The 20,490-nt window shown below is 38.5% G+C and carries 28 protein-coding genes and 1 other annotated feature; of the genes, 11 read left to right on the forward strand and 17 right to left on the reverse strand.

The genetic code is table 11. The annotated features are described in order from the left end of the window. Positions 1-366 precede the first annotated feature (366 nt). Positions 367-741: a DUF3899 domain-containing protein gene (locus GLW08_RS05580; RefSeq protein WP_237458314.1), complete on the forward strand. Its 375-nt coding sequence runs from the start codon at positions 367-369 to the stop codon at positions 739-741. Positions 742-792: 51 nt separating this feature from the next. Beyond that, positions 793-1,008, forward strand: a binding site (T-box leader). Positions 1,009-1,072: 64 nt separating this feature from the next. After that, positions 1,073-2,074 (forward strand): tryptophan--tRNA ligase, encoded by a 1,002-nt coding sequence (gene trpS, locus GLW08_RS05585; RefSeq protein ID WP_160847542.1) that lies wholly within the window; start codon positions 1,073-1,075, stop codon positions 2,072-2,074. A gap of 313 nt (positions 2,075-2,387) precedes the next feature. Here the strand turns inward: trpS and GLW08_RS05590 are convergent, their stop codons facing one another. Continuing rightward, entirely contained in the window at positions 2,388-3,143 is a 756-nt protein-coding gene (locus tag GLW08_RS05590) for a YjbA family protein (RefSeq protein ID WP_160847543.1), read from the reverse strand. 85 nt (positions 3,144-3,228) lie between these two features. Beyond that, the gene (locus tag GLW08_RS05595) at positions 3,229-3,438 is read right to left on the reverse strand and encodes a hypothetical protein (protein WP_160847544.1); all 210 of its coding nucleotides are present in this window, start codon (positions 3,436-3,438) and stop codon (positions 3,229-3,231) included. 179 nt (positions 3,439-3,617) lie between these two features. On the opposite strand from GLW08_RS05595, the gene GLW08_RS05600 reads away from it, so the two are divergent. Continuing rightward, positions 3,618-4,670, forward strand: a complete 1,053-nt coding sequence (locus GLW08_RS05600) for an LCP family protein (protein WP_160847545.1) — start codon at positions 3,618-3,620, stop codon at positions 4,668-4,670. A gap of 615 nt (positions 4,671-5,285) precedes the next feature. On the opposite strand, the gene fabF is transcribed toward GLW08_RS05600, so the two are convergent. Both fabF and GLW08_RS05610 read right to left on the reverse strand, forming a co-directional pair. Further along, positions 5,286-6,527 (reverse strand): beta-ketoacyl-ACP synthase II, encoded by a 1,242-nt coding sequence (gene fabF, locus GLW08_RS05605; RefSeq protein WP_160847546.1) that lies wholly within the window; start codon positions 6,525-6,527, stop codon positions 5,286-5,288. 18 nt (positions 6,528-6,545) lie between these two features. Next, on the reverse strand, positions 6,546-7,490 hold the full coding sequence (locus tag GLW08_RS05610) for a beta-ketoacyl-ACP synthase III (protein WP_160847547.1): 945 nt from the start codon (positions 7,488-7,490) through the stop codon (positions 6,546-6,548). A gap of 166 nt (positions 7,491-7,656) precedes the next feature. Here GLW08_RS05610 and GLW08_RS05615 point away from each other — a divergent pair, with 166 nt between their 5' ends. Beyond that, positions 7,657-7,872 (forward strand): hypothetical protein, encoded by a 216-nt coding sequence (locus GLW08_RS05615; protein ID WP_160847548.1) that lies wholly within the window; start codon positions 7,657-7,659, stop codon positions 7,870-7,872. 220 nt (positions 7,873-8,092) lie between these two features. Here GLW08_RS05615 and GLW08_RS05620 read toward each other — a convergent pair whose 3' ends face one another. The 3 genes from GLW08_RS05620 to GLW08_RS05630 all read right to left on the reverse strand — a co-directional run bounded on the left by GLW08_RS05620 (position 8,093) and on the right by GLW08_RS05630 (position 10,559). After that, a complete protein-coding gene (locus GLW08_RS05620; protein WP_337193899.1) occupies positions 8,093-9,046 on the reverse strand; it encodes a BMP family ABC transporter substrate-binding protein in 954 nt (317 codons plus the stop codon). 101 nt (positions 9,047-9,147) lie between these two features. Next, complete coding sequence (locus GLW08_RS05625; RefSeq protein ID WP_160847549.1) at positions 9,148-9,750, reverse strand: hypothetical protein; 603 nt, start codon at positions 9,748-9,750, stop codon at positions 9,148-9,150. Positions 9,751-9,800: 50 nt separating this feature from the next. Next, entirely contained in the window at positions 9,801-10,559 is a 759-nt protein-coding gene (locus GLW08_RS05630; RefSeq protein WP_160847550.1) for a hypothetical protein, read from the reverse strand. 177 nt (positions 10,560-10,736) lie between these two features. Between GLW08_RS05630 and GLW08_RS05635 the strand changes: the two genes are divergently transcribed. Beyond that, complete coding sequence (locus GLW08_RS05635) at positions 10,737-10,913, forward strand: YjzD family protein (protein ID WP_160847551.1); 177 nt, start codon at positions 10,737-10,739, stop codon at positions 10,911-10,913. A 211-nt stretch (positions 10,914-11,124) separates the two neighbouring features. Here GLW08_RS05635 and GLW08_RS05640 read toward each other — a convergent pair whose 3' ends face one another. Beyond that, positions 11,125-11,304, reverse strand: coding sequence for a YjzC family protein (locus GLW08_RS05640; protein ID WP_160847552.1), 180 nt, complete (start codon positions 11,302-11,304; stop codon positions 11,125-11,127). 77 nt (positions 11,305-11,381) lie between these two features. Next, positions 11,382-11,756 (reverse strand): hypothetical protein, encoded by a 375-nt coding sequence (locus GLW08_RS05645; protein WP_160847553.1) that lies wholly within the window; start codon positions 11,754-11,756, stop codon positions 11,382-11,384. A 134-nt stretch (positions 11,757-11,890) separates the two neighbouring features. Here GLW08_RS05645 and GLW08_RS05650 point away from each other — a divergent pair, with 134 nt between their 5' ends. Both GLW08_RS05650 and GLW08_RS05655 read left to right on the forward strand, forming a co-directional pair. After that, positions 11,891-12,706 (forward strand): undecaprenyl-diphosphate phosphatase, encoded by an 816-nt coding sequence (locus GLW08_RS05650; protein WP_160847554.1) that lies wholly within the window; start codon positions 11,891-11,893, stop codon positions 12,704-12,706. A 116-nt stretch (positions 12,707-12,822) separates the two neighbouring features. After that, the gene (locus GLW08_RS05655) at positions 12,823-12,966 is read left to right on the forward strand and encodes a lmo0937 family membrane protein (RefSeq protein WP_152600694.1); all 144 of its coding nucleotides are present in this window, start codon (positions 12,823-12,825) and stop codon (positions 12,964-12,966) included. A gap of 391 nt (positions 12,967-13,357) precedes the next feature. On the opposite strand, the gene moaD is transcribed toward GLW08_RS05655, so the two are convergent. The 5 genes from moaD to GLW08_RS05680 form a co-directional block, all read right to left on the reverse strand. Beyond that, positions 13,358-13,591 (reverse strand): molybdopterin converting factor subunit 1, encoded by a 234-nt coding sequence (gene moaD / locus GLW08_RS05660; protein ID WP_160847555.1) that lies wholly within the window; start codon positions 13,589-13,591, stop codon positions 13,358-13,360. Further along, on the reverse strand, positions 13,584-14,054 hold the full coding sequence (locus GLW08_RS05665) for a molybdenum cofactor biosynthesis protein MoaE (RefSeq protein WP_160847556.1): 471 nt from the start codon (positions 14,052-14,054) through the stop codon (positions 13,584-13,586). The genes moaD and GLW08_RS05665 overlap by 8 nt, the downstream gene beginning before the upstream one ends. A gap of 1 nt (position 14,055) precedes the next feature. After that, complete coding sequence (gene mobB, locus GLW08_RS05670; protein ID WP_160847557.1) at positions 14,056-14,583, reverse strand: molybdopterin-guanine dinucleotide biosynthesis protein B; 528 nt, start codon at positions 14,581-14,583, stop codon at positions 14,056-14,058. A 76-nt stretch (positions 14,584-14,659) separates the two neighbouring features. Continuing rightward, a complete protein-coding gene (locus tag GLW08_RS05675; RefSeq protein ID WP_036815677.1) occupies positions 14,660-14,971 on the reverse strand; it encodes a metal-sulfur cluster assembly factor in 312 nt (103 codons plus the stop codon). Between the two features lie 90 nt (positions 14,972-15,061). Continuing rightward, positions 15,062-15,826, reverse strand: coding sequence for an alpha/beta fold hydrolase (locus tag GLW08_RS05680; RefSeq protein ID WP_160847558.1), 765 nt, complete (start codon positions 15,824-15,826; stop codon positions 15,062-15,064). Between the two features lie 176 nt (positions 15,827-16,002). Here GLW08_RS05680 and GLW08_RS05685 point away from each other — a divergent pair, with 176 nt between their 5' ends. From GLW08_RS05685 to GLW08_RS05690, 3 genes are all read left to right on the forward strand, one after another. Beyond that, complete coding sequence (locus GLW08_RS05685) at positions 16,003-16,818, forward strand: Cof-type HAD-IIB family hydrolase (protein WP_160847559.1); 816 nt, start codon at positions 16,003-16,005, stop codon at positions 16,816-16,818. 122 nt (positions 16,819-16,940) lie between these two features. Beyond that, positions 16,941-17,090, forward strand: coding sequence for a hypothetical protein (locus GLW08_RS21595; protein WP_202406190.1), 150 nt, complete (start codon positions 16,941-16,943; stop codon positions 17,088-17,090). 2 nt (positions 17,091-17,092) lie between these two features. After that, positions 17,093-17,293 carry a DUF3813 family protein gene (locus GLW08_RS05690; protein WP_160847560.1) on the forward strand — a complete coding sequence of 67 codons (201 nt, stop codon included), beginning with the start codon at positions 17,093-17,095 and terminating at the stop codon, positions 17,291-17,293. Positions 17,294-17,500: 207 nt separating this feature from the next. On the opposite strand, the gene GLW08_RS05695 is transcribed toward GLW08_RS05690, so the two are convergent. After that, positions 17,501-17,923: a hypothetical protein gene (locus GLW08_RS05695; protein ID WP_160847561.1), complete on the reverse strand. Its 423-nt coding sequence runs from the start codon at positions 17,921-17,923 to the stop codon at positions 17,501-17,503. 215 nt (positions 17,924-18,138) lie between these two features. Between GLW08_RS05695 and GLW08_RS05700 the strand changes: the two genes are divergently transcribed. Further along, entirely contained in the window at positions 18,139-18,402 is a 264-nt protein-coding gene (locus GLW08_RS05700) for a NifU N-terminal domain-containing protein (protein ID WP_160847562.1), read from the forward strand. A 153-nt stretch (positions 18,403-18,555) separates the two neighbouring features. On the opposite strand, the gene GLW08_RS05705 is transcribed toward GLW08_RS05700, so the two are convergent. Both GLW08_RS05705 and GLW08_RS05710 read right to left on the reverse strand, forming a co-directional pair. Next, positions 18,556-19,455, reverse strand: a complete 900-nt coding sequence (locus tag GLW08_RS05705) for a BsuPI-related putative proteinase inhibitor (protein WP_160847563.1) — start codon at positions 19,453-19,455, stop codon at positions 18,556-18,558. A 74-nt stretch (positions 19,456-19,529) separates the two neighbouring features. Beyond that, positions 19,530-20,375 carry a YitT family protein gene (locus GLW08_RS05710; protein WP_160847564.1) on the reverse strand — a complete coding sequence of 282 codons (846 nt, stop codon included), beginning with the start codon at positions 20,373-20,375 and terminating at the stop codon, positions 19,530-19,532. Between the last annotated feature and the right edge of the window lie 115 nt (positions 20,376-20,490).

The following is a 20,490-nucleotide window of genomic DNA, read 5'->3' on the forward strand; positions in this document are numbered from 1 at the left end:
CAGATATTTTATCTACAAAACAAATTATACAATTTTTCGGACAATTTTGCATTAACTTTTTTGCATAAATTTTAAGAAATCCTTTAAAAATTACGTTTGTATGACATAAAATAGGCTTTTATAACTATATAAATAAATCCACAACGTAGGTATAAATACCTATTATTGCATGTGTTTGTATTAAATATACAATCGAATTTTTAATTAATATGAGCAGATCTACTACTATTCCCCTTTAAATGCATAAAGCATACAACCTTTATTACTTACTAAATTTTCCGTCATTTTTACATTCTTTACAATGTGGTTATTTTGTAATTTCGTGCTATAATATGTTTTAGAATATAGTGAAAGGGTGTAAATAACTTGGCACTATTCTTGAATAAGTGGTGGTTTTTAGGATTAAATGTCGCCCTTAGTTTTGGTTTCTTCTTTATATGGGCTCCAATGTATGATTTGTTCCATTATATTAACTCCCTATTTTATGTATCTTACTTTTATGTCATGATCTCGTTGTTGATGATTGTCATTAAAGGAAAGTTCCTGGATGCTATTACGTATAGTTTTCGGAGATTTAATAATCGCATGTCCAAGGACAGGGATTACTTGGACGATTGGGAACAGAAACCTCTTCCTTCCCAAATGGTGAGGCCTTCAGTATTGAAGATGTTTATCTTTCAAGGTGTTGCATTAACCGTTGGCATGCTCGGCTTATTAACCTATTTTTATCAGGCTCTTTAAGTAGCTTGCAAATCTATTTATTATTGCATATAATTTAACAACAATACGATAAACGAAGCGATGAGAAAGAGAGTACATCCCTCCTCTGCCTGAAGAGAGTCTGTGGTAGGTGCGAACAGATGGCATGTTGAGATGGAAGTGGACTTTCGAGCAATGTTTCTGAACAGTAGTACGAAACATCGCGCCCCAGGCGATATTGGGTGAAGTGATCTCATGTATCTATTATTGAGATAACTAGGGTGGCACCACGGTTCATTCGTCCCTACATTATATATGTAGACGAATGGACCTTTTTTTATTTAACAGAATATCTAACAGAGGTGAGATGAAAATGAAGAACATTTTTTCAGGAATTCAACCGAGTGGGACGTTGACCATAGGAAATTACTTAGGGGCAATGAAGCATTTCCCTGAGCTTCAAGAAGAGAACAATACGTATTTTTGTATAGTGGATGAACATGCTATTACCGTTCCCCAGGATCGGTTAGAATTACGTAAAAACATCCGTTCCTTAGCTGCATTGTATATTGCTTCAGGTATTGACCCCAATAAATCTACTCTATTTATACAATCAGAAGTACCTGCGCATACACAGCTAGGATGGATGTTACAATGCGTGGCATACATTGGTGAATTGGAACGTATGACTCAATTTAAAGATAAGTCCAGTAAAGCTGGTAGAGAAGGTGTCTCTGCCGGTCTACTCACTTACCCACCGCTAATGGCATCCGATATTCTACTATATAATACAGACGTTGTTCCTGTTGGAGACGATCAAAAGCAACACTTAGAATTAACAAGAAATCTAGCTCAACGCTTCAATAATAAATACAATGACATTTTTACTGTACCAGAGATTAGCATCTCTCAAGTGGGAGCCAGAATTATGTCCCTACAAGAACCAACGAAAAAGATGAGTAAGTCTGACGAGAATCAAAAAGGTTTTATCTCCATGTTAGATAATGAAAAACAAATGGAGAAAAAAATTAAAAGTGCTGTTACAGATTCTGAAGGTATTGTAAAATTCGATGCGGAGAATAAGCCAGGTATATCTAACCTTCTTACCATCTATTCTAGCTTTGCTAATGAGAGCATCGAGAGTCTTGAAACGAAATATGAAGGAAAAGGCTATGGAGAATTCAAACAAGATGTAGCCAATGTTGTCATAGAGGCTATGCGCCCAATTCAAGAACGCTATTATGAACTTATCGACTCAGAAGAGTTGGACGATATTCTAGATCATGGCGCTGAGAAAGCTAATGCCGACGCGATGAGAACACTACGTAAAGCCAAAAAAGCAATGGGCTTAGGCCGAGTGAAAAAGAAAAAGTAAGAACATAGCGCAAGCGCCCGCTTAGCAACGTACAAACTGCTGCCCACAGGACGTGGATTGGTTCGATGTTGCTGCGTGACGCAGCGTTTTAAATCGAACTCTCTATGAATCGTTTTGAGATAAAGGAAACAAGGAGAGCGCAAGCGTTCGATGTTGACTTTTCGCAAGAAGGAGCAGGAAGTTTCCTAGTCGCTGGACGCTGGAGCTGGACGTGGCTTCTATAACTTACTTAGTTATACACAAGCCAACATTTTTATAATTTTCTAGACAACAACAAAGGGGTCTGACCCCAGTGCATGATTTACACTGATGGTCAGACCCCTTTGTTTACTTGCTGGTTGTATTCTAACTCCCACAGTTTCTCGAAAAATGGTTGGCCTTTCACAAGGTTGCGACATAGTTCTTCATGTGCCCTGGACCATCCCTCGGAGACACCGTTATATAGCATTTGCCATGCTTGATCAAAGCTATATTGGTGAATGGTTGCATAGTGACTTGGATCCCATTCTGTTAACCAATAGCGAACTTCTGATAAATTCTGGGTTGTTTGCAACTGATCTAATGTCATCATTAGAAGTTGCTTGAGTTGTCGTTCTTTACGTGTGAGCCCAATCATGGTAATTGGGTGTGGAGACAATATGTGATATTCCTTCTCTTCTTCCCCTTCACGAAAGTTGTACGATTCTGGCTTATGTTGGTCAATCATATCGTACACCAATCGCTCTTGCCTTGGGATCAATCTACTTTTTCGTACTGGTAAATTGTACCCCATCGTGTCCACAGCTAGCACGGAGGTGCCATCCGTAACAACAAAAGCATATTCAAGGGAAATTCGTTCTTGATTCTTACGTAAATAAGCTCGTTTGTACACCGCATCTAACAAAGATTGTGGTAGGTCTTGGAGGTCATTTTCAATGTAATGGTAGAGCGATGCTTTTACATACATCAGTGGTACCTGGTCTAGAAGTTCAATGCCATCCTCTTTACGCCATTCATGAAACGAACAAACGTTATATCCATTTTCTTCTCCTTCAAACCAATTCACCCATACATCATGTAAATACAGCATTCTTACCCCTCACTTTTCCAAACGTTTTCTTCTGTAGAAATCAGTATGACCATCAAAGGAATTTTTATACGAATTCAGCCAACTTTTAACAGGAATCATTCGGAAACAGAAATGTAGATACTAATATAATAAGGACGCCAATCGGAAGGAGATAGCATTCTGGGCGTGTTTGGATAAACAATAGGTAGTCCATCCATTGAAATCCTGCCGGTAAAAAATTCAGATAGACGATCATTGTGACTCCACCCGAAACGGCTAAGCCGAATCCAATTAAAAATAAAACAATGGCCAACACCTGCTCATCCCCTTCCCAAGCTCGTCCATTTTGCTACTATATATATATGTACAAGGCTACCCCCTCATTCCAATTCACAGTATCGAATTTTTATTTAGAAGCAAAAACCCTCTTTACTTGAAACAATAGAAAGAGTAAATTATTAAATAAGTGGTTTTTTTGAGAGAGGAGGTACATGGATGGCCAGAAGCCGCATGATACGTAGACAACGTAAGAGAAAACGTAAACGAAAGCTTCTCTTTTCCATCGTGATTGTACTGTTCTTGGGTGTGATTGGATACTCTTCATTTCAATTTGTAGCAGGACAAAACTTAGGTGCAGACAATGGTGGTACTGGAAATTCCGAGGAAAATGAAGAAACAAAAGAAGATTTTGAAAATAGAGATCTTGAAGTTGAAAAGCCTGAAGATAATAAGGTAAACATTCTATTAGTTGGAAGTGACCAGAGAGATCAGGAAGTTTCTCGTACAGATACAATCATGATTGGTCAGTACAACACGGAAAAAGGTACTGCTAAACTTGTATCTATTATGAGAGATACTTATGTTCAGATTCCTGGAAGAGGCTACAATAAAATCAACGCCTCTTATGCTATGGGGGACGTTGCGTTACTTTCTGAAACCATAGAAAAGAATTTTGGTGTCCCTATTGATCATTATGCTGTTGTGAATTTTGAAGGGTTTAAAGATATCATAAACACAGTCTCCCCGAATGGGATTGAAATTGATGTAGAAAAAAGAATGCAATATACCGATAATGCTGGTGATGTAAATATTAATTTATATCCTGGAGAACAAAAACTAAATGGATCTCAATTGTTAGACTACGCTCGATACCGTAATGATATCGAAAGTGACTTTGGACGGGTTCGACGTCAACAACAAGTCATGTCTCGATTGAAGGAAGAAATGGTGTCTTTCAGTAGTATTCCGAAGCTACCCAAAACAGCAGGCTTACTCAGTTCTTACATTGCAACAGATATGAGCAACGCACAATTAATGAACTATGGCCGCATGTTCTTAATGAACCCAGCGGAAAACATTCAAACAAAACGCATCCCTGTTGATGGTTCCTATGAGAACAAACGAATAGCAAACATTGGTTTGGTGCTATCTCATAACGAACAACAAAACCGTCAAGCTATACAAAACTTTTTAAGTACAGAGTCAGAACAGGATAAAGCACAAGCAAGTCAAGACTCGCTTACTGAATCGAATAAAAAGGAATCGTAGTCATACAATCCCGCACCACTTGTTTAGTGGTGTGGGATTTTTATTTGTAACGAACTTGGCTCATTCGCATTCTAACTGGATGTGACTCCTTTTTTGCTCGCTTTTGAAATTGATATGCGTGAGGTTCCTCTCGATATGCGTGGATTCTTCTTCCATATGCTTGGGTTCTCTTTCGTTAGGCGTGAGTTTTCCCTGGATATGCGTGTGAGTCTAGTGCGAGGTTCAGCTACGTTTTGCTAATTCCAGCTCCTCTTTCCCCATTATTTATTGATTAATAATCACGAATACACCTTCAATTACGCATTAACGAACAAAAGCTCAGGGCGCGCGGTTAGCGACGTACAAACTGCTGCCCACAGGACGTGGGTTGGTTCGATGTTGCTGCGTGACGCAGCGTTTTTAATCGAACTCCCTATGAATCGTTTAGAGATAAAGAAAACATCAAGAGTGGTAGCGATTCGATGTTGACTTATCGTAAGGAGGTGCAGGAAGTTTGCTAGGCCTGGGCGTGGCCTCTATAACTTAATTAGTTATGCACAAGCTAACATTTTTATAATCTCCTGGACAACAAAAAAACGGCTCTAATCAAATGAATAGAGCCGCTTTAGTATAAATTTATTCTGCAAATTTCTTAAAGATTAGCGTTGCGTTGTGACCACCAAATCCTAAGGAGTTACTTAGGACCGTTGTCACTTCGTGTTCTTTTGCTTCGTTTGGTACGATATCCAAGTCGCAATCTGGGTCTGGATTTTCATAATTAATTGTAGGTGGCACAATGTTGTTGAGCAGTGATTTGATTGAAATAACTGACTCAATAGCACCTGCTGCTCCAAGTAAGTGACCTGTCATGGATTTCGTTGAGCTGATAGACAATTTATAAGCATACTCACCAAATACATTTTTAACCGCTTCTGTTTCGTACTTATCATTTAAAGCTGTTCCTGTACCATGGGCATTGATGTAATCAATTTCTTCTGGCTTTAAGCCAGCATTTTCAATAGCCTGTTTCATGGAACGTGTTGCACCTTCACCTGTTGGGGCAGGGGCTGTAATATGATACGCATCTCCCGTTGAACCATAGCCTACAATTTCAGCGTAAATGGTTGCTCCGCGTTTTTTGGCAGACTCAAGTGTTTCCAGAACTAGAATACCTGCACCTTCCCCCATAACGAAGCCTCCACGTTCTTTATCAAATGGTCGACTTGCTTTTGTTGGATCTTCTTCTGTTGAAAGAGCCTTCATGGAAGAGAATCCGGCAAATGCCATATTCGTTAGTGGAGCTTCTGAACCGCCAGCAATCATGATGTCTGCATCGCCACGTTCAATTACTTTATATGCGTCTCCAATTGAGTTAGCACCAGATGCACATGCTGTAACAGTACAGGAATTAATTCCTTTTGCACCAAGCGCTATGGAAACTTGCCCTGCAGCCATGTCAGGAATCATCATTGGTACGAAGAATGGACTCACGCGACGAGCACCTTTGTCCATAAATTTACGAAATTGTTCTTCGTAGGTGTTCATTCCACCAATACCAGAACCAATCCACACTCCTGTACGAGTATCATTTTCTTCGTTAATCTCTAGACCTGCGTGCTTCACAGCCATCAGAGAGGCTGCTAGTGCATATTGTGTGAAAGGATCCATTCTACGTGCTTCTTTTTTATCAAAATAGTTACCTGGATCAAAATCTTTTAATTCTCCAGATACATGAGCAGAGAATTCTTCTTTATTAACCTTGGTAATTTCTCCAATTCCCGAATTCCCGTTCACTATGTTGTCCCACATGGTTTCTACATCGTTACCAACTGGCGAGACTGCTCCCATGCCAGTAACCACTACTCTTCTTGCATCCATATAAGCTTCCTCCTTCAATTAGATTCCATAACGTAATGCTACAGCGCCCCAAGTGAGTCCACCACCGAAACCAACTAGCACTACTACATCATTATCTTTTATTTTACCGTTTTCTACGTTTTCTGATAAGGCGATTGGAATAGAAGATGAAGAAGTATTGCCATATCGCTTCACTGAAGTCGCCATTTTTTCTTCTGGAATTTCAAGACGTTGTCTAGCTGCTTCCATGATTCGAATGTTTGCTTGGTGAGGTACTAGAAAATCAACTTCTTCCTTCGTTAAGCCAGCTTTTTCAAGTACATTTATAGACGATTCAGGCATTTGACGAACAGCAAACTTAAACACTTCTCGACCATTCATTTTAATGAAATTATCTTCCTTGCATTGATATAAATGCTTGGCACCAGTTGGATCTGTACCTAATTCAAAGGATAAGATTCCTTTTCCTTCACTAACAGGCCCCATCACAGTGGCACCGGCTCCGTCTCCAAATAAAACACAGGTGTTACGGTCTGTCCAGTCCGTAACCTTAGATAACTTCTCTGCCCCAATAACAAGGACATGATCATATGCACCATTTTGGATAAACTGCTGTGCTGTAATCATACCATACATAAATCCAGCACATGCAGCAGATAAGTCCATAGATGCTGCCTTTGTTGCTCCTAGTTTTTCTTGTACTCGATTACCTACCGAAGGGAACGGCGAATCCGGCGTTACTGTCGCAACTAGAATTAAATCAATATCCTCAGGCTTAAGATTTGATTTATCTAAAGCACGTACAGCTGCTTCATAAGCCATATCTGATGTGTCCATATCATCATTAGCTAATCTTCTCTCTTCAATTCCTGTACGGGTACGAATCCATTCATCATTCGTTTCCACAAGCTTTTCCATATCAAAATTGGTAAATACACGCTCTGGTACATAGTGGCCTGTACCTAAAATACCTGCATTTCTCATATCTTCATCCCCTTAAAGGTAATATATATTATCAATTCTTATGACTTGGTACTAATTTTAAGGTATTTACTAGGTAGATTCAAGTAGAACCAATCGTCATGATTAGACATGAGCCCTCCCTCAACCAAGCTATTGTCCATATGATGAAACGAAGGAGGTGGAATCATTGGCAGAGAAAAAAGATTCAAATCAAGAAGGAACTCGAAGTTTTGATGACTTTATGTTTGGACCACGGCCAACTTCATCCAAATCTGACCAAGGAAGCGAAAAAAATGAATCGTTTGATATTGGAGATACTACAGGTATTATTATTGAAACGTACAATCAACTTTCCCCATATGTAAAAGAGGTTTCGAAATTCCTTAAGAATTGGAAGTCTTAGTAATAAGGCCGAGCCAACATGATGTGAAAGCTCCCAAACTATCAATAAGTAGCCTTTGCAAACGAAGAATAAACATGCGAAAATCCTGCCACAACTCTGTGACAGGATTTTTGTATAAAGAAAAGTGCATAGCGTCTGGATAGCAAGGTATAAGTTACAGCCTAACCCTATTACGAAAAGATATAGCGTTCCCTATATATTTAATTATATTATGGCTTGATTATTGATTAGGAAGCTTACCTGTTTCTTTATATTCCTTCACTGCACTTTTTATTTTCTGTTTAAATTCTTTGGGCACAGTTGAGCTAAAATCACCTAGAGATATGGCATCATCTTGAAAATCAAATGTGAGTACGTCATCAGGCAATTCCCCTTTGTTAAACCGTTTGGCAGCCAATAGATACAGTTTATCTACATGTTGTACTGTACTCGTTAATACGGTAGCATCACCAAAGTTTGACTGATCTGAAACATACCCTATTGCTTGTAGATCACTATCTTTTATGGATTTCATTAAAGGTACATTAAAACCATCTCCAGCTGGATAAAAGACATCCACATCTTCTGTCCTCATTTGCTTAAACATCATCTTTGCACGTGTACTGTTATCCCAGCCATTCACATATTGTATGTGTACATCGGCATCTGGATTCTGATACAAGGCCCCTTCGTAAAAACCTTCAATTTCCGGCTGCCACTCATATGCTGCAACAATACCAACATTATCGGTTTTAGACATTCCAGCTGCAACCATCCCACCAAAGAATCCCATAGCATGTGCATTAAAATTTAAGCTCGTAATATTTTCCCCATGAATGTTTCCATTAAAATATACAAATTGAATCTCTGGATATTGTGACTGAAATTGATCAAAGTACTTTCCAAACGAACTACCATGTCCAAAAATTAAATTCACACCTTCATTTGAAAATTCCTCAACTGCTTTTTGTGCGGATTGTTTCGATTGGATGTGTTGCTTAAAATATACATCAACATTTAGTTCTTCTTTAATATCTAATAATCCCATGTAACCTTTTTGTCCCCAAACCTGGTCATGCACTGTATGTTCGACAAGCATACCAACTTTATGGATGTTACCTTGCCCCATCGCATTGGAACAGCCTGCCAACAGTGCAAGCAATAAGGAAAATGAAAACAGGATTCGCAAATACACTCTCTAGCACCTCATTTACTCTATGACTTCATCCCACTAGTTTATCTAGCCATATTGTATCTCTTATCCTTTCATTCGTAAATGTATGCACATGTTAAGCGTTATTTTTCATAATAGGAAGGGTATTGAGATTGATGTTCTTGTGCACGTTTGATCGTTTCATCAAAAGGCTTTGTTCTAGTAATGGTTCTATCATACTTCTCGTGTTCCTTTCCTTCATCCATCCCGAGCGTTACCACATCTTTTTCAACAACTGAAGCTGCGACTTTAAAAATGGGAGAAATCACATCCTCAACTGGTATGTCTTGTTTCTTTATAGTTGACAGAGGAGTAGATAGCCACGGACCATAACAGCGTTCCACTTGGACGGTTATCCATCCGTTTTTCCCCTGGTCTAATTGATTATAAGGTAGAATGCGAACACGGGAAGAGGCGTCGATATGTTCTAATTGTTTCCATGGCGGGGAGTGATTTTCATGCTCTACGACATACATTTCTTCAAATGCGTTGTCATCCTCTTCCTTCATATAATCCTCCACCGTATTGTAGTATGAAAAGTTCGAATTTCTACCAATGAACATCGCCAAGGTTTCTTTTTTTTCTGTTCGTTTATCAATTCCTACAACTTCATGCCCCTCATCTAATAAGGCATTCACAATATGAAATCCAATTCCTTCATAACAACCCCATACAAGATAATTCATCCTTTTCTCCCCTCCTATTATAGCGTATGATGTATCTCTGTAATCATGCTTTAATAGGAACTACTTAATGTCGTTTCATATTCTTTCATAAATCGGAGAATAGAGGTGGTCACTCTTGGTAAAATGGGATGTATTGCTAATTTGAGCTCAACTCTTCTATTTAAATAGTGTTGTTCTTCTTCAAAACGTCGGCTATGCTCATGGACCGAATAATGTTGACATGATACATCATGAAAAATCAAAGCAGGTGTCTCGGTTTGAGGTAAGGAAGATGGCTGTATCACATCCTTTTCTACATTCTTCTCCTCTAAATCATATGCCGATGCTAGTTCTTTTTTCAATCGTTTGAAGAAGACTTGATTACTTCGTTCTTGGTCAAACAAAGCTTTCATACTCAAACAAGGTGTAAAAAATACAAATGAGCGTATGGAAATGTCATGATTCTCTTGCCATCTTAGTGCTGTTAATGCTCCCATACCCTCGGCAATAACATGAATATGCGGATTAACGATTTCTTGTCGTCGAACAAATTGTAAGACTTGGTGTAATAGATGTGTGGTTTTAGGACTTCCCCACCCATTTCCGTACAGTTGACTCGTAAACAAAGTGTACCCGTTCTCTAACAATTGATTTAGCAAGCTTGCTCTTTCAGGATGTTCACTCCAAAACGATTGATGTTCTTCTACATAATGTCCAGCGTCACCAAGGTAAAGGATTAAAAATCCATTTGGTTTTTCTGGGAGATGCAGCAAGCAGGTTTGTTTATCCAATTGGAATGTTCTTGTTATGACATCCAAGGAGTTATCCATTCAGTCTCATCCTTTATTAAAGGGTTATATCCTTTATAATGTATGTATAGGATATAGCATTGTATGGTCACATGCCTTTATCTAGAAAAGTTCTTACCAATAAAATTATCTTAGTGTTTATTTTTCTGAAAACGTTTGATAAACTTAAAACAGATTGTTGAAATAGAGGTGAGCATTATGCGTTTGTTCTGGTCAATCTTTTGGGGCTTTCTACTTAGCTGCATGGTTACATATGTAGTATCAAGTATGAACGGTGGAGCATTCCATTTGTCCCAAGCAATTGTGCTAACCGTAGCTTTCACTTTAACTGTATTAATTTTAGGTGAAGGCGCATTAAAAGAAGACACCGAATAAATGAGTGACGAAGTTGTATTATACTACTTCGTCATTCGCTATTTTTAATCAAAAATCCTCCTTTCCCGGTAAGGAAGGAGGATTTTTCTCTTTTTAAGATTCATTTCATAAATAGCTTCAACGCCACTCTAGAATTTATAAACCCATTACAGATGAGCAAGTGCTCATTGAGCTTATTTTTTAGCATGCATCAGATGGTGGATGCTATTGTTTATGGTTTTCTTTTATAAGACCATACTCGATCTTTATTTGAGTTCGCCGGGAAGGATTGACCTGCATTTAAGCGGATTTGCTTCGGGTCTTTCACCATACTTCCCGTTTCTCCAATCTCTACATAAACCCCATTATTGGGCGCTTTATCGCCATGTTTAAATTGATGTCTTTGCCCCATAAATTTCAAACTCCTTTACATGTCTTTATATAGTAGTTTGACGTCGGAGCAAGAGATTTATACTAACAAATACTGATTTAATACCATGGCAAAGCATTTACCGTAACTAGTACAGACAATGGTAAAATCAGGCGTTGAAATCGTTGTGGTGGCTGGTATGATTGAATTGTTGAGGGTCCAAACCTCCCACTTTTGCTCATACCACCGAATTGTCGAAGAGATGAAGTAGTTGAAGAATACGCTGGGTAGGTAGGAGCATTAGGTTCAGATGTATTATGTTGTTCAACTGATGTTGGAATGGCTAAATACAGATAATCACCATCCACTCCAGTAATGACACCATCAACATGCTCACCATCTGCTAATTGCGCTAATATATATTGATTCATATGCTTGTTACATAAAGAATACATATGACTGTAGGTAGAACTTTGTCCTTTTCTCTTTCTCATAAGTAATGACCTCCTCTATGATGTAGGATATTCACCCAGCCCACAAATGTGAAATGGAGCAGTCGTACTATATAGAGAATCTGGACATGACTGTCCATTAAACAGATTCATTTGGAACAGGAGGAAAACGTAACATGGAAAAATTGTTTGAACTAATAAAGTATTTGTTTTTAGGGGTGTTTCAAGGCTTCACGGAACCCATCCCCATTTCATCGAGTGGACATTTAGTCATTGTTCAAGAGCTTTTTAAAATGGACGAGCAAGGCCTTACGTTCGAAGTTTTGGTGAATTTTGGCTCCCTTATTGCAGTTCTGATGGTTTATCGGAAAGATTTAATCCGCTTAATTAAAAATGGACTAGCCTTTTTAGTTGGCAATACGAGAAATGAAGATAAGAAAAATGATTCTCGCTTTATCATCTACCTCATCATCGGTACAATCCCAGCTGCTATTCTAGGTATATTATTAGAAGACTGGATTGGGAATACTTTTGGGGATAAAGCGAAAATGGTCGGTATTACGCTTATTATAACTGGTGTTGCACTTTGGATTATTCGTAACTTAAAAGGAATCAAAGGAGACCATGATATTACATGGATCGGTGTTATTATTGTAGGTCTTGCTCAAGCTGTTGCTTTGATTCCTGGTATTAGTCGTTCTGGTGCTACCATTGTAGCTGCCATGCTCCTAGGTTGGAAACAAGAAACCGCTCTACGTTTTTCTTTCTTGTTATTCATTCCTGTTAGTCTCGGAACTGTTGTCTTAAGTGTTGGAGATCTTATGGCCCAGGGAGAAGCTAAACTAATACCGTACATCCTTGCCTTCCTCGGATCTATCATAGCTTCCTACTATGCGCTACGTTGGTTTATGAACATTATGGCAAAAGGAAATCTAAAGTATTTTTCCTTTTATTGCTTTATCGTAGGCGCGCTTGTATTTATCTTCATGTAGCATAAGGACCCTCCCCTTTCGAGGATGCCTTACTTTTGAAATATGAATGTAATCTCATATTACGTTTCGATTCTTCCTCAAAAGGGCACTATACATAGTAGAAGGAGGGTTACAAGATGTTGTGGACAATTTTAATTGTATTATTAATTCTATGGTTACTAGGATTCTCCCTACAAATCGGAGGCGGAATTATACACCTTCTATTAGTAATTGCCCTAATTTTACTTATTGTTAACCTTGCAAAAGGATTGAAACGGTGACTCTCATCATAAGATGTAGTTAAGAAGATGCCTGAAACCTCTTTATAGAGATTTCAGGCATTTTTTTGTGCAGCTTCTCACTAGTCAAAAATGAGTCAATTTTCTCGTAGCAATACTCCCTCTCCAGTTGAATAAGCCCCCCCCCTTTTAGTAAGAAAAGAGAAGTTATTCAACAAACGGGGCATGAGGAGATGAAGCAAGCATAAGCAGGATTGAAGAGAGCATAACTCATCTCGGAGTGGGTAAAGCAAACACTATCTCGAATTTAAGTCTTCAAAATAACAGATTATTAGCACTATTTGATTGCATCACTATACTAGAATATCCCATTACCAAAAAACGTCTAGGTTAATGATACCTAGACGTTTTCTGTGTTTCTATTCAGCTTTCATCAGCCACCGCTTACTGGTGGGATAAATGCAACAGTGTCACCGTCTTTCAGCTCTGTTGACATGTTTGTATATTCTTCGTTAACAGCTACGTTCGCATCATCCAATTCTAGAATGCCGTAGTTTTCTTTCAACACGGATTTAACGTGAGAGACAGGATGTCCAGCTGCATCGATTTCTACACTTTCTCTACCTGCTGCTTCTTGAAATTGTGCAAATAGTAATACTTTAACCATATAAATCCTCCTCTTCAGGCTTTCCGGTCGGATAGGATTTAGTCTCGAGTTGATTGCCAATCCAAGACTCTCCATCCTCCCAGTGTTCTTTTTTCCAAATTGGGACGATCTCTTTAATGCGTTCAATCGCATAGCGACTAGCATCATAGGAGTCTGCCCTATGTGGTGTTGAGACCGCAATCACCACGGCAATATCAGATATGTGCAGTTCACCAATACGATGGGTGATCGCTACTAGTGCATCCGGCCATTTCCCTTGAATTTCATCCCCGATTTGCGCCAATTTCTTTTCAGCCATCGGAACATAAGCATCATAGTGTAAATAAAGGGTCCGCTTGCCTTTCGTAAATTCGCGAACCGTACCAATAAAGGTGTTGACTGCACCACTTTCTGGTCTTACAACTTTATTTACCACATTTTCCACAGAAATAAACTGGTCTGTTATACGAAAATAGTTACTCATTTTATTTACACCTCTCTATTATTCGTTTTGACAGTTCCTCTATCGATTTAGAATGATATATTGAAAAAGCTGCCCCATCTTCCTCAATCGAAAAGAAAGGAACTTGACCCCAATAAAGATAAGAATCAATATGAGAGCATTCCTCTAGTAATGATAGATCATATTCATCTTTAAGGATGACTGTTTTAGGATAAGTCGCACGTTTGAAGCCTTCCAGCAGAACAACATCCACGTCCATAACTTCATACATATGAAGCATTTCCTCAAGAGACCATGATTGTTTTTTCGCTATCCAATGAAAAATGCCATCTCCTTCAACACCACTGACAACAGCTCCTGCTTGACGATGTTTACCGCTATCTGTGGCAACACCTTCTATCAATGGAGGACCACCATGTCCATGATGCTTAAGGGAACCAACACGATATCCTTGTTGTTGTAACCTTTTGATTAGCTGAGAGACGACAGTTGTTTTGCCACTATTTTTAAATCCAACGACTTGCCAAACTACAAATGGATGTTTGTTCATGAGAGGAACTCCTTTCATCCATTTTATATGTAAAAACCCTTGTTGGTATCATGACCAACAAGGGTTTTTATCTAAATCAATCCGGGATACCAAGTGCGATTTTCGCATAGCGAGACATCTTGTCCTTCGTCCAAGGCGGACTCCAAACAATATGCACTTCGATATCATTTAACTCTGGTAAATCAGATAGAACACGTTTAACATCCTGTTCAATCGTAGCAGCTAGTGGGCAACCCATAGCTGTTAAAGTCATCGTGACATGGCCTACACCATCTTCATCACGATCTACTCCGTATATTAGCCCGAGGTTAACAATATCAATGCCAAGCTCAGGGTCAATTACATTTTCAAGTGCACCCATCATGTTATCGTGTAACTGTTGATCCATAGGTGTTTTCCCCCTTCTTGTTTCCTAATCATTATTATAACGAAAAACTCTCTAGAATGAAAGCCAGGTCACTACCTTTAGCCTTACTCCTTATAAGTGTAAATCAAACCAATTTACAGTCTCTGAAACTGCATAGGTAGAAACTTTATGATCTCGCCCAACTTCTCGTAAGAAACGAATGTTCTCTGGGTTTTTATAATGGGAAATCGCATCATTGTAAAAACTATAGGAGTGGTCAAATGGCACTACATTGTCCTCTTCTCCGTGCCAGAAAAACATTGGTCTACCATATAACTTATCAATTTGCTTGGATAGGTCTATATTGGCCAGCGAGCGAATTAATTCTTGCTGTTCTTCTTCTGTCATTGGCACATCCATGTCCATCTCTTTAATGGTAGCAACTTGTTCCTCAGCAAATCGTACTGGCTGAGGTGACCCCATCAATACAGCAGCTACTTTAATCCAGTTGTATTGTGTGAGGGCAGCACTAGTCGTTATGCCTCCCATGCTTGTTCCTGCTAAACCGATTCGTCCATCTTTAATCAGGTTACGTTGTTCTAAAGATTGTTGTAAAATCGGTAATTCCTTTAAGTTTTGAACAACAACGTCCCATAATCGATAGGTAAGTTCTTGATTGTTCATCCCTTCTTCTCGTTCTCCATGTAGATAACAATCAGGTAAAACGACTCGATATCCTTTTGAAGCAAGTGAATATGCTATTGGTAAGTTTTGTTCTTTCACACTTGTAATGCCATGAATATACATGACAAGAGGAAGTGGTTGGTTCTCTTTACTCGAATCGACCACAATAAGTGATGGAATGTTTTCAATGGTTTCACGATAAATTCCTATCATGATGGCTGTTTCCCTTCCTTTTTTCCATACAATATGTATTCTATAATTTTGTTCTCAACACTATCTATGCTAACACTCTCAATTGGGAAAAGAAAGAAAAAGGCCATCCTAGTTAGTTCAACCTTTACATATAATAAGTCATAGTTATAAACTAAAAACCATAAGAGGTGGTAAACATGATGGAAAAATACTTAATCGCTTTAGATTTAGATGGAACGCTTCTAACCGATGAAAAAATCATTAGTGAGCGCAACAAACAGGCGATTGCCAAAGCAAGAGCAGAAGGACACATTGTGTCTATCGCAACAGGAAGACCGCACCGAGCAAGTATTCATTATTATAATGAGATGGAGTTAGACACCCCTATGGTAAACTTTAATGGGGCTTTAATTCACCATCCGAAGAATCATTACTGGGATGCCATACATTCTCCTATGTCAATCCGTACAGCTCACAGTATTTTACATACGTGTAAAGAGTTAGGTGTTAAGAATGTGCTTGCAGAAGTTCGGGATGATGTTTATCTTGATCAATATGATGAAGAGCTTATGGAAATTTTTCAAACGAGCGATACACCTATAAACATAGGAAGCCTATCATCCAATTTGAAAGATGATCCTACCTCCATATTGATTCATCCGGAAATTGATAAAATTCAAGCACTACGCGATCAATTAACAGATAAGCATGCCGAAGTCATCGACCATCGAAAATGGGGTGCTCCTTGGCATGTAATTGAAATTGTGCGCGCAGGGTTGAATAAAGCAGTAGGACTCCAAAAAATTGCTCATTACTATCATATCCCTGAGGAGCGTATCATAGCCTTTGGTGATGAGGATAATGATTTAGAAATGTTGGAATATGCAGGTGTTGGTGTTGCGATGGATAATGCTATATCAGAGCTGAAAGACGTTGCTAATTATACCACCCATTCCAATGAAGGCGATGGTATTGCTTGTTTCCTTGAGGATTTTCTAAAATTATCCTCCTAAGCAATGTAGTAGATCCTTTCCCAATTATTGAAATACATGAACACTTTCCTTTAGACCATACTAAGCTTGAACACAGCAACAAGTTGTGTTCAGGCTTTTTTCATTCTATGGGGGGATTTAAGTTGAGCAAAAAAAGCAAATCGAAGCGTTTTGTTCAGCAAGGGAAAGATGCCGTTAAGAAACATGATGAACGATTCCCGTATCGTGAAGTGTTCTCAGAAGTAGAACGTAAACGTGAGGAATCAGACAATCATACTGTGGGAGGTTTTTAAAGATGCAGAACAGAAATAACTTATTCCAACAGGCTAGAGAAGCTGTCAGTAATGTCACAAACCGCAAAGGAGCAGCGAGTCAAGAAGAGGTCAGTATCGCGAAAAACTGTATCAACTCTGCTCGTGCCAATGCTTCTGAAGAAGAACAAGGTCAACTTCAACAGCTTCAACAAGAAATTGAACGCCACGAAGGGTTAAAATAATCTCTTTCACACAGTAAGCAGTGAGGCTCATGCCTCACTGCTTTATATATGACATATCACTTTCATAGAAGGAATCACTCGAACATTTGGATGGTCCACGTCTGCATTCGCAGCTACAACACTCGTTCGTTAAATTTCTTTTTGAGATTGGAAACGTTGGATGTAGAGGAAACAACCTGGCTATCCTTATGATTAGGATAGCCAGGTTTATGTCCATTCATCTAATTTAACTAAAGCTACAGCGTAAACAATGTGTCCAATAAACCAATACAAAATAGCTACAGTATCATCAAGGGCCGGCGTCTCCTTTATCGCTAAATCAGTGAGGGGAAAGTAGGTTAGAGCTGCCACAACACTTAATAACAGCGCTGTAGACCACCTTGCATTCTTACCACCATCTGATTGAAACCTAATCCAAGCTAAGTATATTATTGCAATCGCCCATGATATGGTTAAATGGAAAAACCACTCCATCCAAATAGGCCATTCTATATCTCCAATTACAGGTACAAAATCTATATTTAATAGTAACGAGTACACTTTTACACCTGTTGTGTATTCAATGAACCACAGAACGATACCAAGTAAGAGGCCTGTTACAGTACCCAACCAAATCCCTTTTTTGATCATATGAATGTCCTCACTTTTCCTCATGATTTTTGAAAGTAGCCCTCTATACAATCATCTAAACCTTTTAGAATGATGTGAATGTGTTATGATGTGCTTATCGTAACATATTTTTACATTGAAAATAGGAAAAGAAAGAAAAATTCACTTAGTTGACATTCTTTTGTCTGACCATGATTTCATGCTAATATATGATTGAGTACTCGAGGAGGGATAGTATGGCTGTACAAGCTCAAGAAACACCAAACCCAAATGCTTATAAGTTTACGTCTGATCGAATGATATTTGATGGAGATGGTAGCGTTGCGGTAATGCCAGGCCAAACAAGTGACTATAAGATCATGAATGACCTTATGGCTATTGATGGCGTGGACAACGTATTTGGCTTCCAAAACTTCATCACTGTTAACAAAACATTTGATGCAACATGGGAAGACCTTACACTTAAAGTTAAAGAAGTATTTGAAAGCTACGGATACTAAATAAAAAGCAGACTACCTATCAATGGTAGTCTGCTTTCTTTATATATTAATTCTCCCTCTTGGAAAAATCCTTCTACATAAAATTGAAAGTACAGGAGATGTGAAAAAGCATATGACTCTATAGAGGAGAATCACATGCTTTTTGTTACTTGCTTATTTAAATGTCTCTAGCTTCACGTATTTAACATTTTCAATAGAACCGTCTTTTGCACTCTTCGTGTACATCATCATGGTTAGCGTGCCATTAGAAGGTAATTTATCTTTTGCAATGCTTACATCAAAATCAAATTTACCCCAGTTTGGTCCTCCCTGATTTGCTTGGACAGCTGTTTCATTTACAAGGACATTATGTCCATCTTCCACATTGTAAAGAAAACTTCCTTCAAACACTCTTGCTTCACCAGTTACAGTGTATTCTCCATTAGAACCTTCTACATTAATGTTACGGAAGGCTTGATCTTCAGAAACAACTTCAAATTCTACCGTTTGTTGAAACGGCTTTGCTTCGATTGTTTTTCCATTTATTTTATTTGGAACTAGTGTGATTTCAGCCGTGTATTTTCCTGGCTCTACACGCTTGTCTTCTTTTTTATAATTCCATGCTTGCTTCCATGCAACACTTTCTTCAGCTTTCACCTTTTTAGATGTTAAGGCTTCTGTGAATGCTTTACCTTGTGAATAGCGATAAACTTCTTCACCTTTTTTATTTTTCACAACAACTTCATATTGTTGACCAGATGAGAATCCAAGTTCTACTTGTTTATCAGCTGTATTTTTTATGCTGAAATCAAATGTAACTTGTTCCGTCTCTGCATTCGCACTAGCAGACATTTCTTGTTGTTGCAATAGTTCCTTTACGCTTATTTCGTCTGTCTTTTCCTCTTCCTTATTTTGATCGTCTTTGTTTTCTTCTTCTTCTGAAGCGTTACTTGATGTTTCTTCCGTTTGGTTGTCTTGGTTCTCTTGATTGTCAGTATCGTTTGCTTTTGATGATGAAGAACAACCGGCTGCTACTAAAATTAGCGCCATGACAAGAACAAGAAGTTTTTTCATGTTTGCCACCCTTTCTTATGTTATCTTCCTATTAATTAGACGGATTAAATGAAAGAAACGTTTCATCTCTCTTTCTAATCATCACGTCTAAAGAACCCAAATATACCAGTCGTTTGAACAATGTTGGTAAATGCATGTGGGTCGACGTCTTTTATTACGTGTTCTAAGTCATATAGTTCATACCGCGTGATGACCATAATAAGCATGTTTTTATCCTGTCTGGTGAAAGCACCTTTAGCAGGGACGGTAGTAATACCTCTTACCATCTTAGAATGAATGGCCCTTTCTAGTTCTTCCGCTTCTGTAGTAATAATCATCGCTGTCAGTTTTTCATGACGAGTATGAATAGCGTCAATCACACGTGTTGATACATATAGTGTTACGATGGTATAAAGTGCCTTCTCCCAATCATACAATAAACCGGCTAAAATGATAATAGTTGCATTCATAATAAAGAAATAAGTTCCAATTGGTCGATCTCGTAGCCTGGACAATATCATTGCAACAATGTCCATACCACCGGTAGAAGCACCCCATTTTAACGTGAGGCCAATACCAACTGCCCCAATAACTCCACCAAATACAGCATTTAGTAGAATGTCCGGGGAAAGCTGTCTAACAGGAATAATCTCCAAAAAAATTGTTGTGAACAAGACAGAAAGTAAACTGTAGATAGTAAATCCTCTTCCAACTTTGAACCAGCCTAAGAGAATGACAGGAATATTTAATATAAATAGGATAACACCAGTAGTGATTCCTATACCTACATAGTCTTGTAATAAACTCGAGAGGAGCTGTGCTACTCCTGTAAATCCACTTGCGTAGACGTTTGCTTTAATAAGAAATAAGTTTAGTGCAATTGCGTTCAATATTGCACCTAATATGACGATGAATAGTCGCTTGAATTCGAAAATGAACATCCGGTACCTCCTTCAATACTAAGACGCCCTCTTATCTTTGTACCACCAATCCAACTGGAAAATCAAGCCTTTTTATGTTAATTTCACCTTTACTTTTCTTCCATTTTGGTTGATG

The organism is Pontibacillus yanchengensis (assembly GCF_009856295.1).
Taxonomy (GTDB): domain Bacteria; phylum Bacillota; class Bacilli; order Bacillales; family BH030062; genus Pontibacillus; species Pontibacillus yanchengensis_A.

Excerpts from the sequence above, each read along its gene's own strand:
- mobB (WP_160847557.1), bottom strand. The coding sequence starts at position 14,583 with ATGAACAAACATCCATTTGTAGTTTGGCAAGTCGTTGGATTTAAAAAT.
- GLW08_RS05710 (WP_160847564.1), bottom strand. The coding sequence starts at position 20,375 with ATGTTCATTTTCGAATTCAAGCGACTATTCATCGTCATATTAGGTGCA.
- GLW08_RS05685 (WP_160847559.1), top strand. The coding sequence starts at position 16,003 with ATGATGGAAAAATACTTAATCGCTTTAGATTTAGATGGAACGCTTCTA.
- GLW08_RS05700 (WP_160847562.1), top strand. The coding sequence starts at position 18,139 with ATGGCTGTACAAGCTCAAGAAACACCAAACCCAAATGCTTATAAGTTT.
- moaD (WP_160847555.1), bottom strand. The coding sequence starts at position 13,591 with ATGGTTAAAGTATTACTATTTGCACAATTTCAAGAAGCAGCAGGTAGA.
- GLW08_RS05665 (WP_160847556.1), bottom strand. The coding sequence starts at position 14,054 with ATGAGTAACTATTTTCGTATAACAGACCAGTTTATTTCTGTGGAAAAT.
- GLW08_RS05680 (WP_160847558.1), bottom strand. The coding sequence starts at position 15,826 with ATGATAGGAATTTATCGTGAAACCATTGAAAACATTCCATCACTTATT.
- GLW08_RS05640 (WP_160847552.1), bottom strand. The coding sequence starts at position 11,304 with ATGGGGCAAAGACATCAATTTAAACATGGCGATAAAGCGCCCAATAAT.
- GLW08_RS05695 (WP_160847561.1), bottom strand. The coding sequence starts at position 17,923 with ATGATCAAAAAAGGGATTTGGTTGGGTACTGTAACAGGCCTCTTACTT.
- GLW08_RS05590 (WP_160847543.1), bottom strand. The coding sequence starts at position 3,143 with ATGCTGTATTTACATGATGTATGGGTGAATTGGTTTGAAGGAGAAGAA.
- GLW08_RS05690 (WP_160847560.1), top strand. The coding sequence starts at position 17,093 with ATGCAGAACAGAAATAACTTATTCCAACAGGCTAGAGAAGCTGTCAGT.
- GLW08_RS05650 (WP_160847554.1), top strand. The coding sequence starts at position 11,891 with ATGGAAAAATTGTTTGAACTAATAAAGTATTTGTTTTTAGGGGTGTTT.
- trpS (WP_160847542.1), top strand. The coding sequence starts at position 1,073 with ATGAAGAACATTTTTTCAGGAATTCAACCGAGTGGGACGTTGACCATA.
- GLW08_RS05635 (WP_160847551.1), top strand. The coding sequence starts at position 10,737 with ATGCGTTTGTTCTGGTCAATCTTTTGGGGCTTTCTACTTAGCTGCATG.
- GLW08_RS05600 (WP_160847545.1), top strand. The coding sequence starts at position 3,618 with ATGGCCAGAAGCCGCATGATACGTAGACAACGTAAGAGAAAACGTAAA.
- GLW08_RS05625 (WP_160847549.1), bottom strand. The coding sequence starts at position 9,750 with ATGAATTATCTTGTATGGGGTTGTTATGAAGGAATTGGATTTCATATT.
- fabF (WP_160847546.1), bottom strand. The coding sequence starts at position 6,527 with ATGGATGCAAGAAGAGTAGTGGTTACTGGCATGGGAGCAGTCTCGCCA.
- GLW08_RS05610 (WP_160847547.1), bottom strand. The coding sequence starts at position 7,490 with ATGAGAAATGCAGGTATTTTAGGTACAGGCCACTATGTACCAGAGCGT.
- GLW08_RS05630 (WP_160847550.1), bottom strand. The coding sequence starts at position 10,559 with ATGGATAACTCCTTGGATGTCATAACAAGAACATTCCAATTGGATAAA.
- GLW08_RS05645 (WP_160847553.1), bottom strand. The coding sequence starts at position 11,756 with ATGAGAAAGAGAAAAGGACAAAGTTCTACCTACAGTCATATGTATTCT.
- GLW08_RS05655 (WP_152600694.1), top strand. The coding sequence starts at position 12,823 with ATGTTGTGGACAATTTTAATTGTATTATTAATTCTATGGTTACTAGGA.
- GLW08_RS05675 (WP_036815677.1), bottom strand. The coding sequence starts at position 14,971 with ATGGATCAACAGTTACACGATAACATGATGGGTGCACTTGAAAATGTA.
- GLW08_RS05705 (WP_160847563.1), bottom strand. The coding sequence starts at position 19,455 with ATGAAAAAACTTCTTGTTCTTGTCATGGCGCTAATTTTAGTAGCAGCC.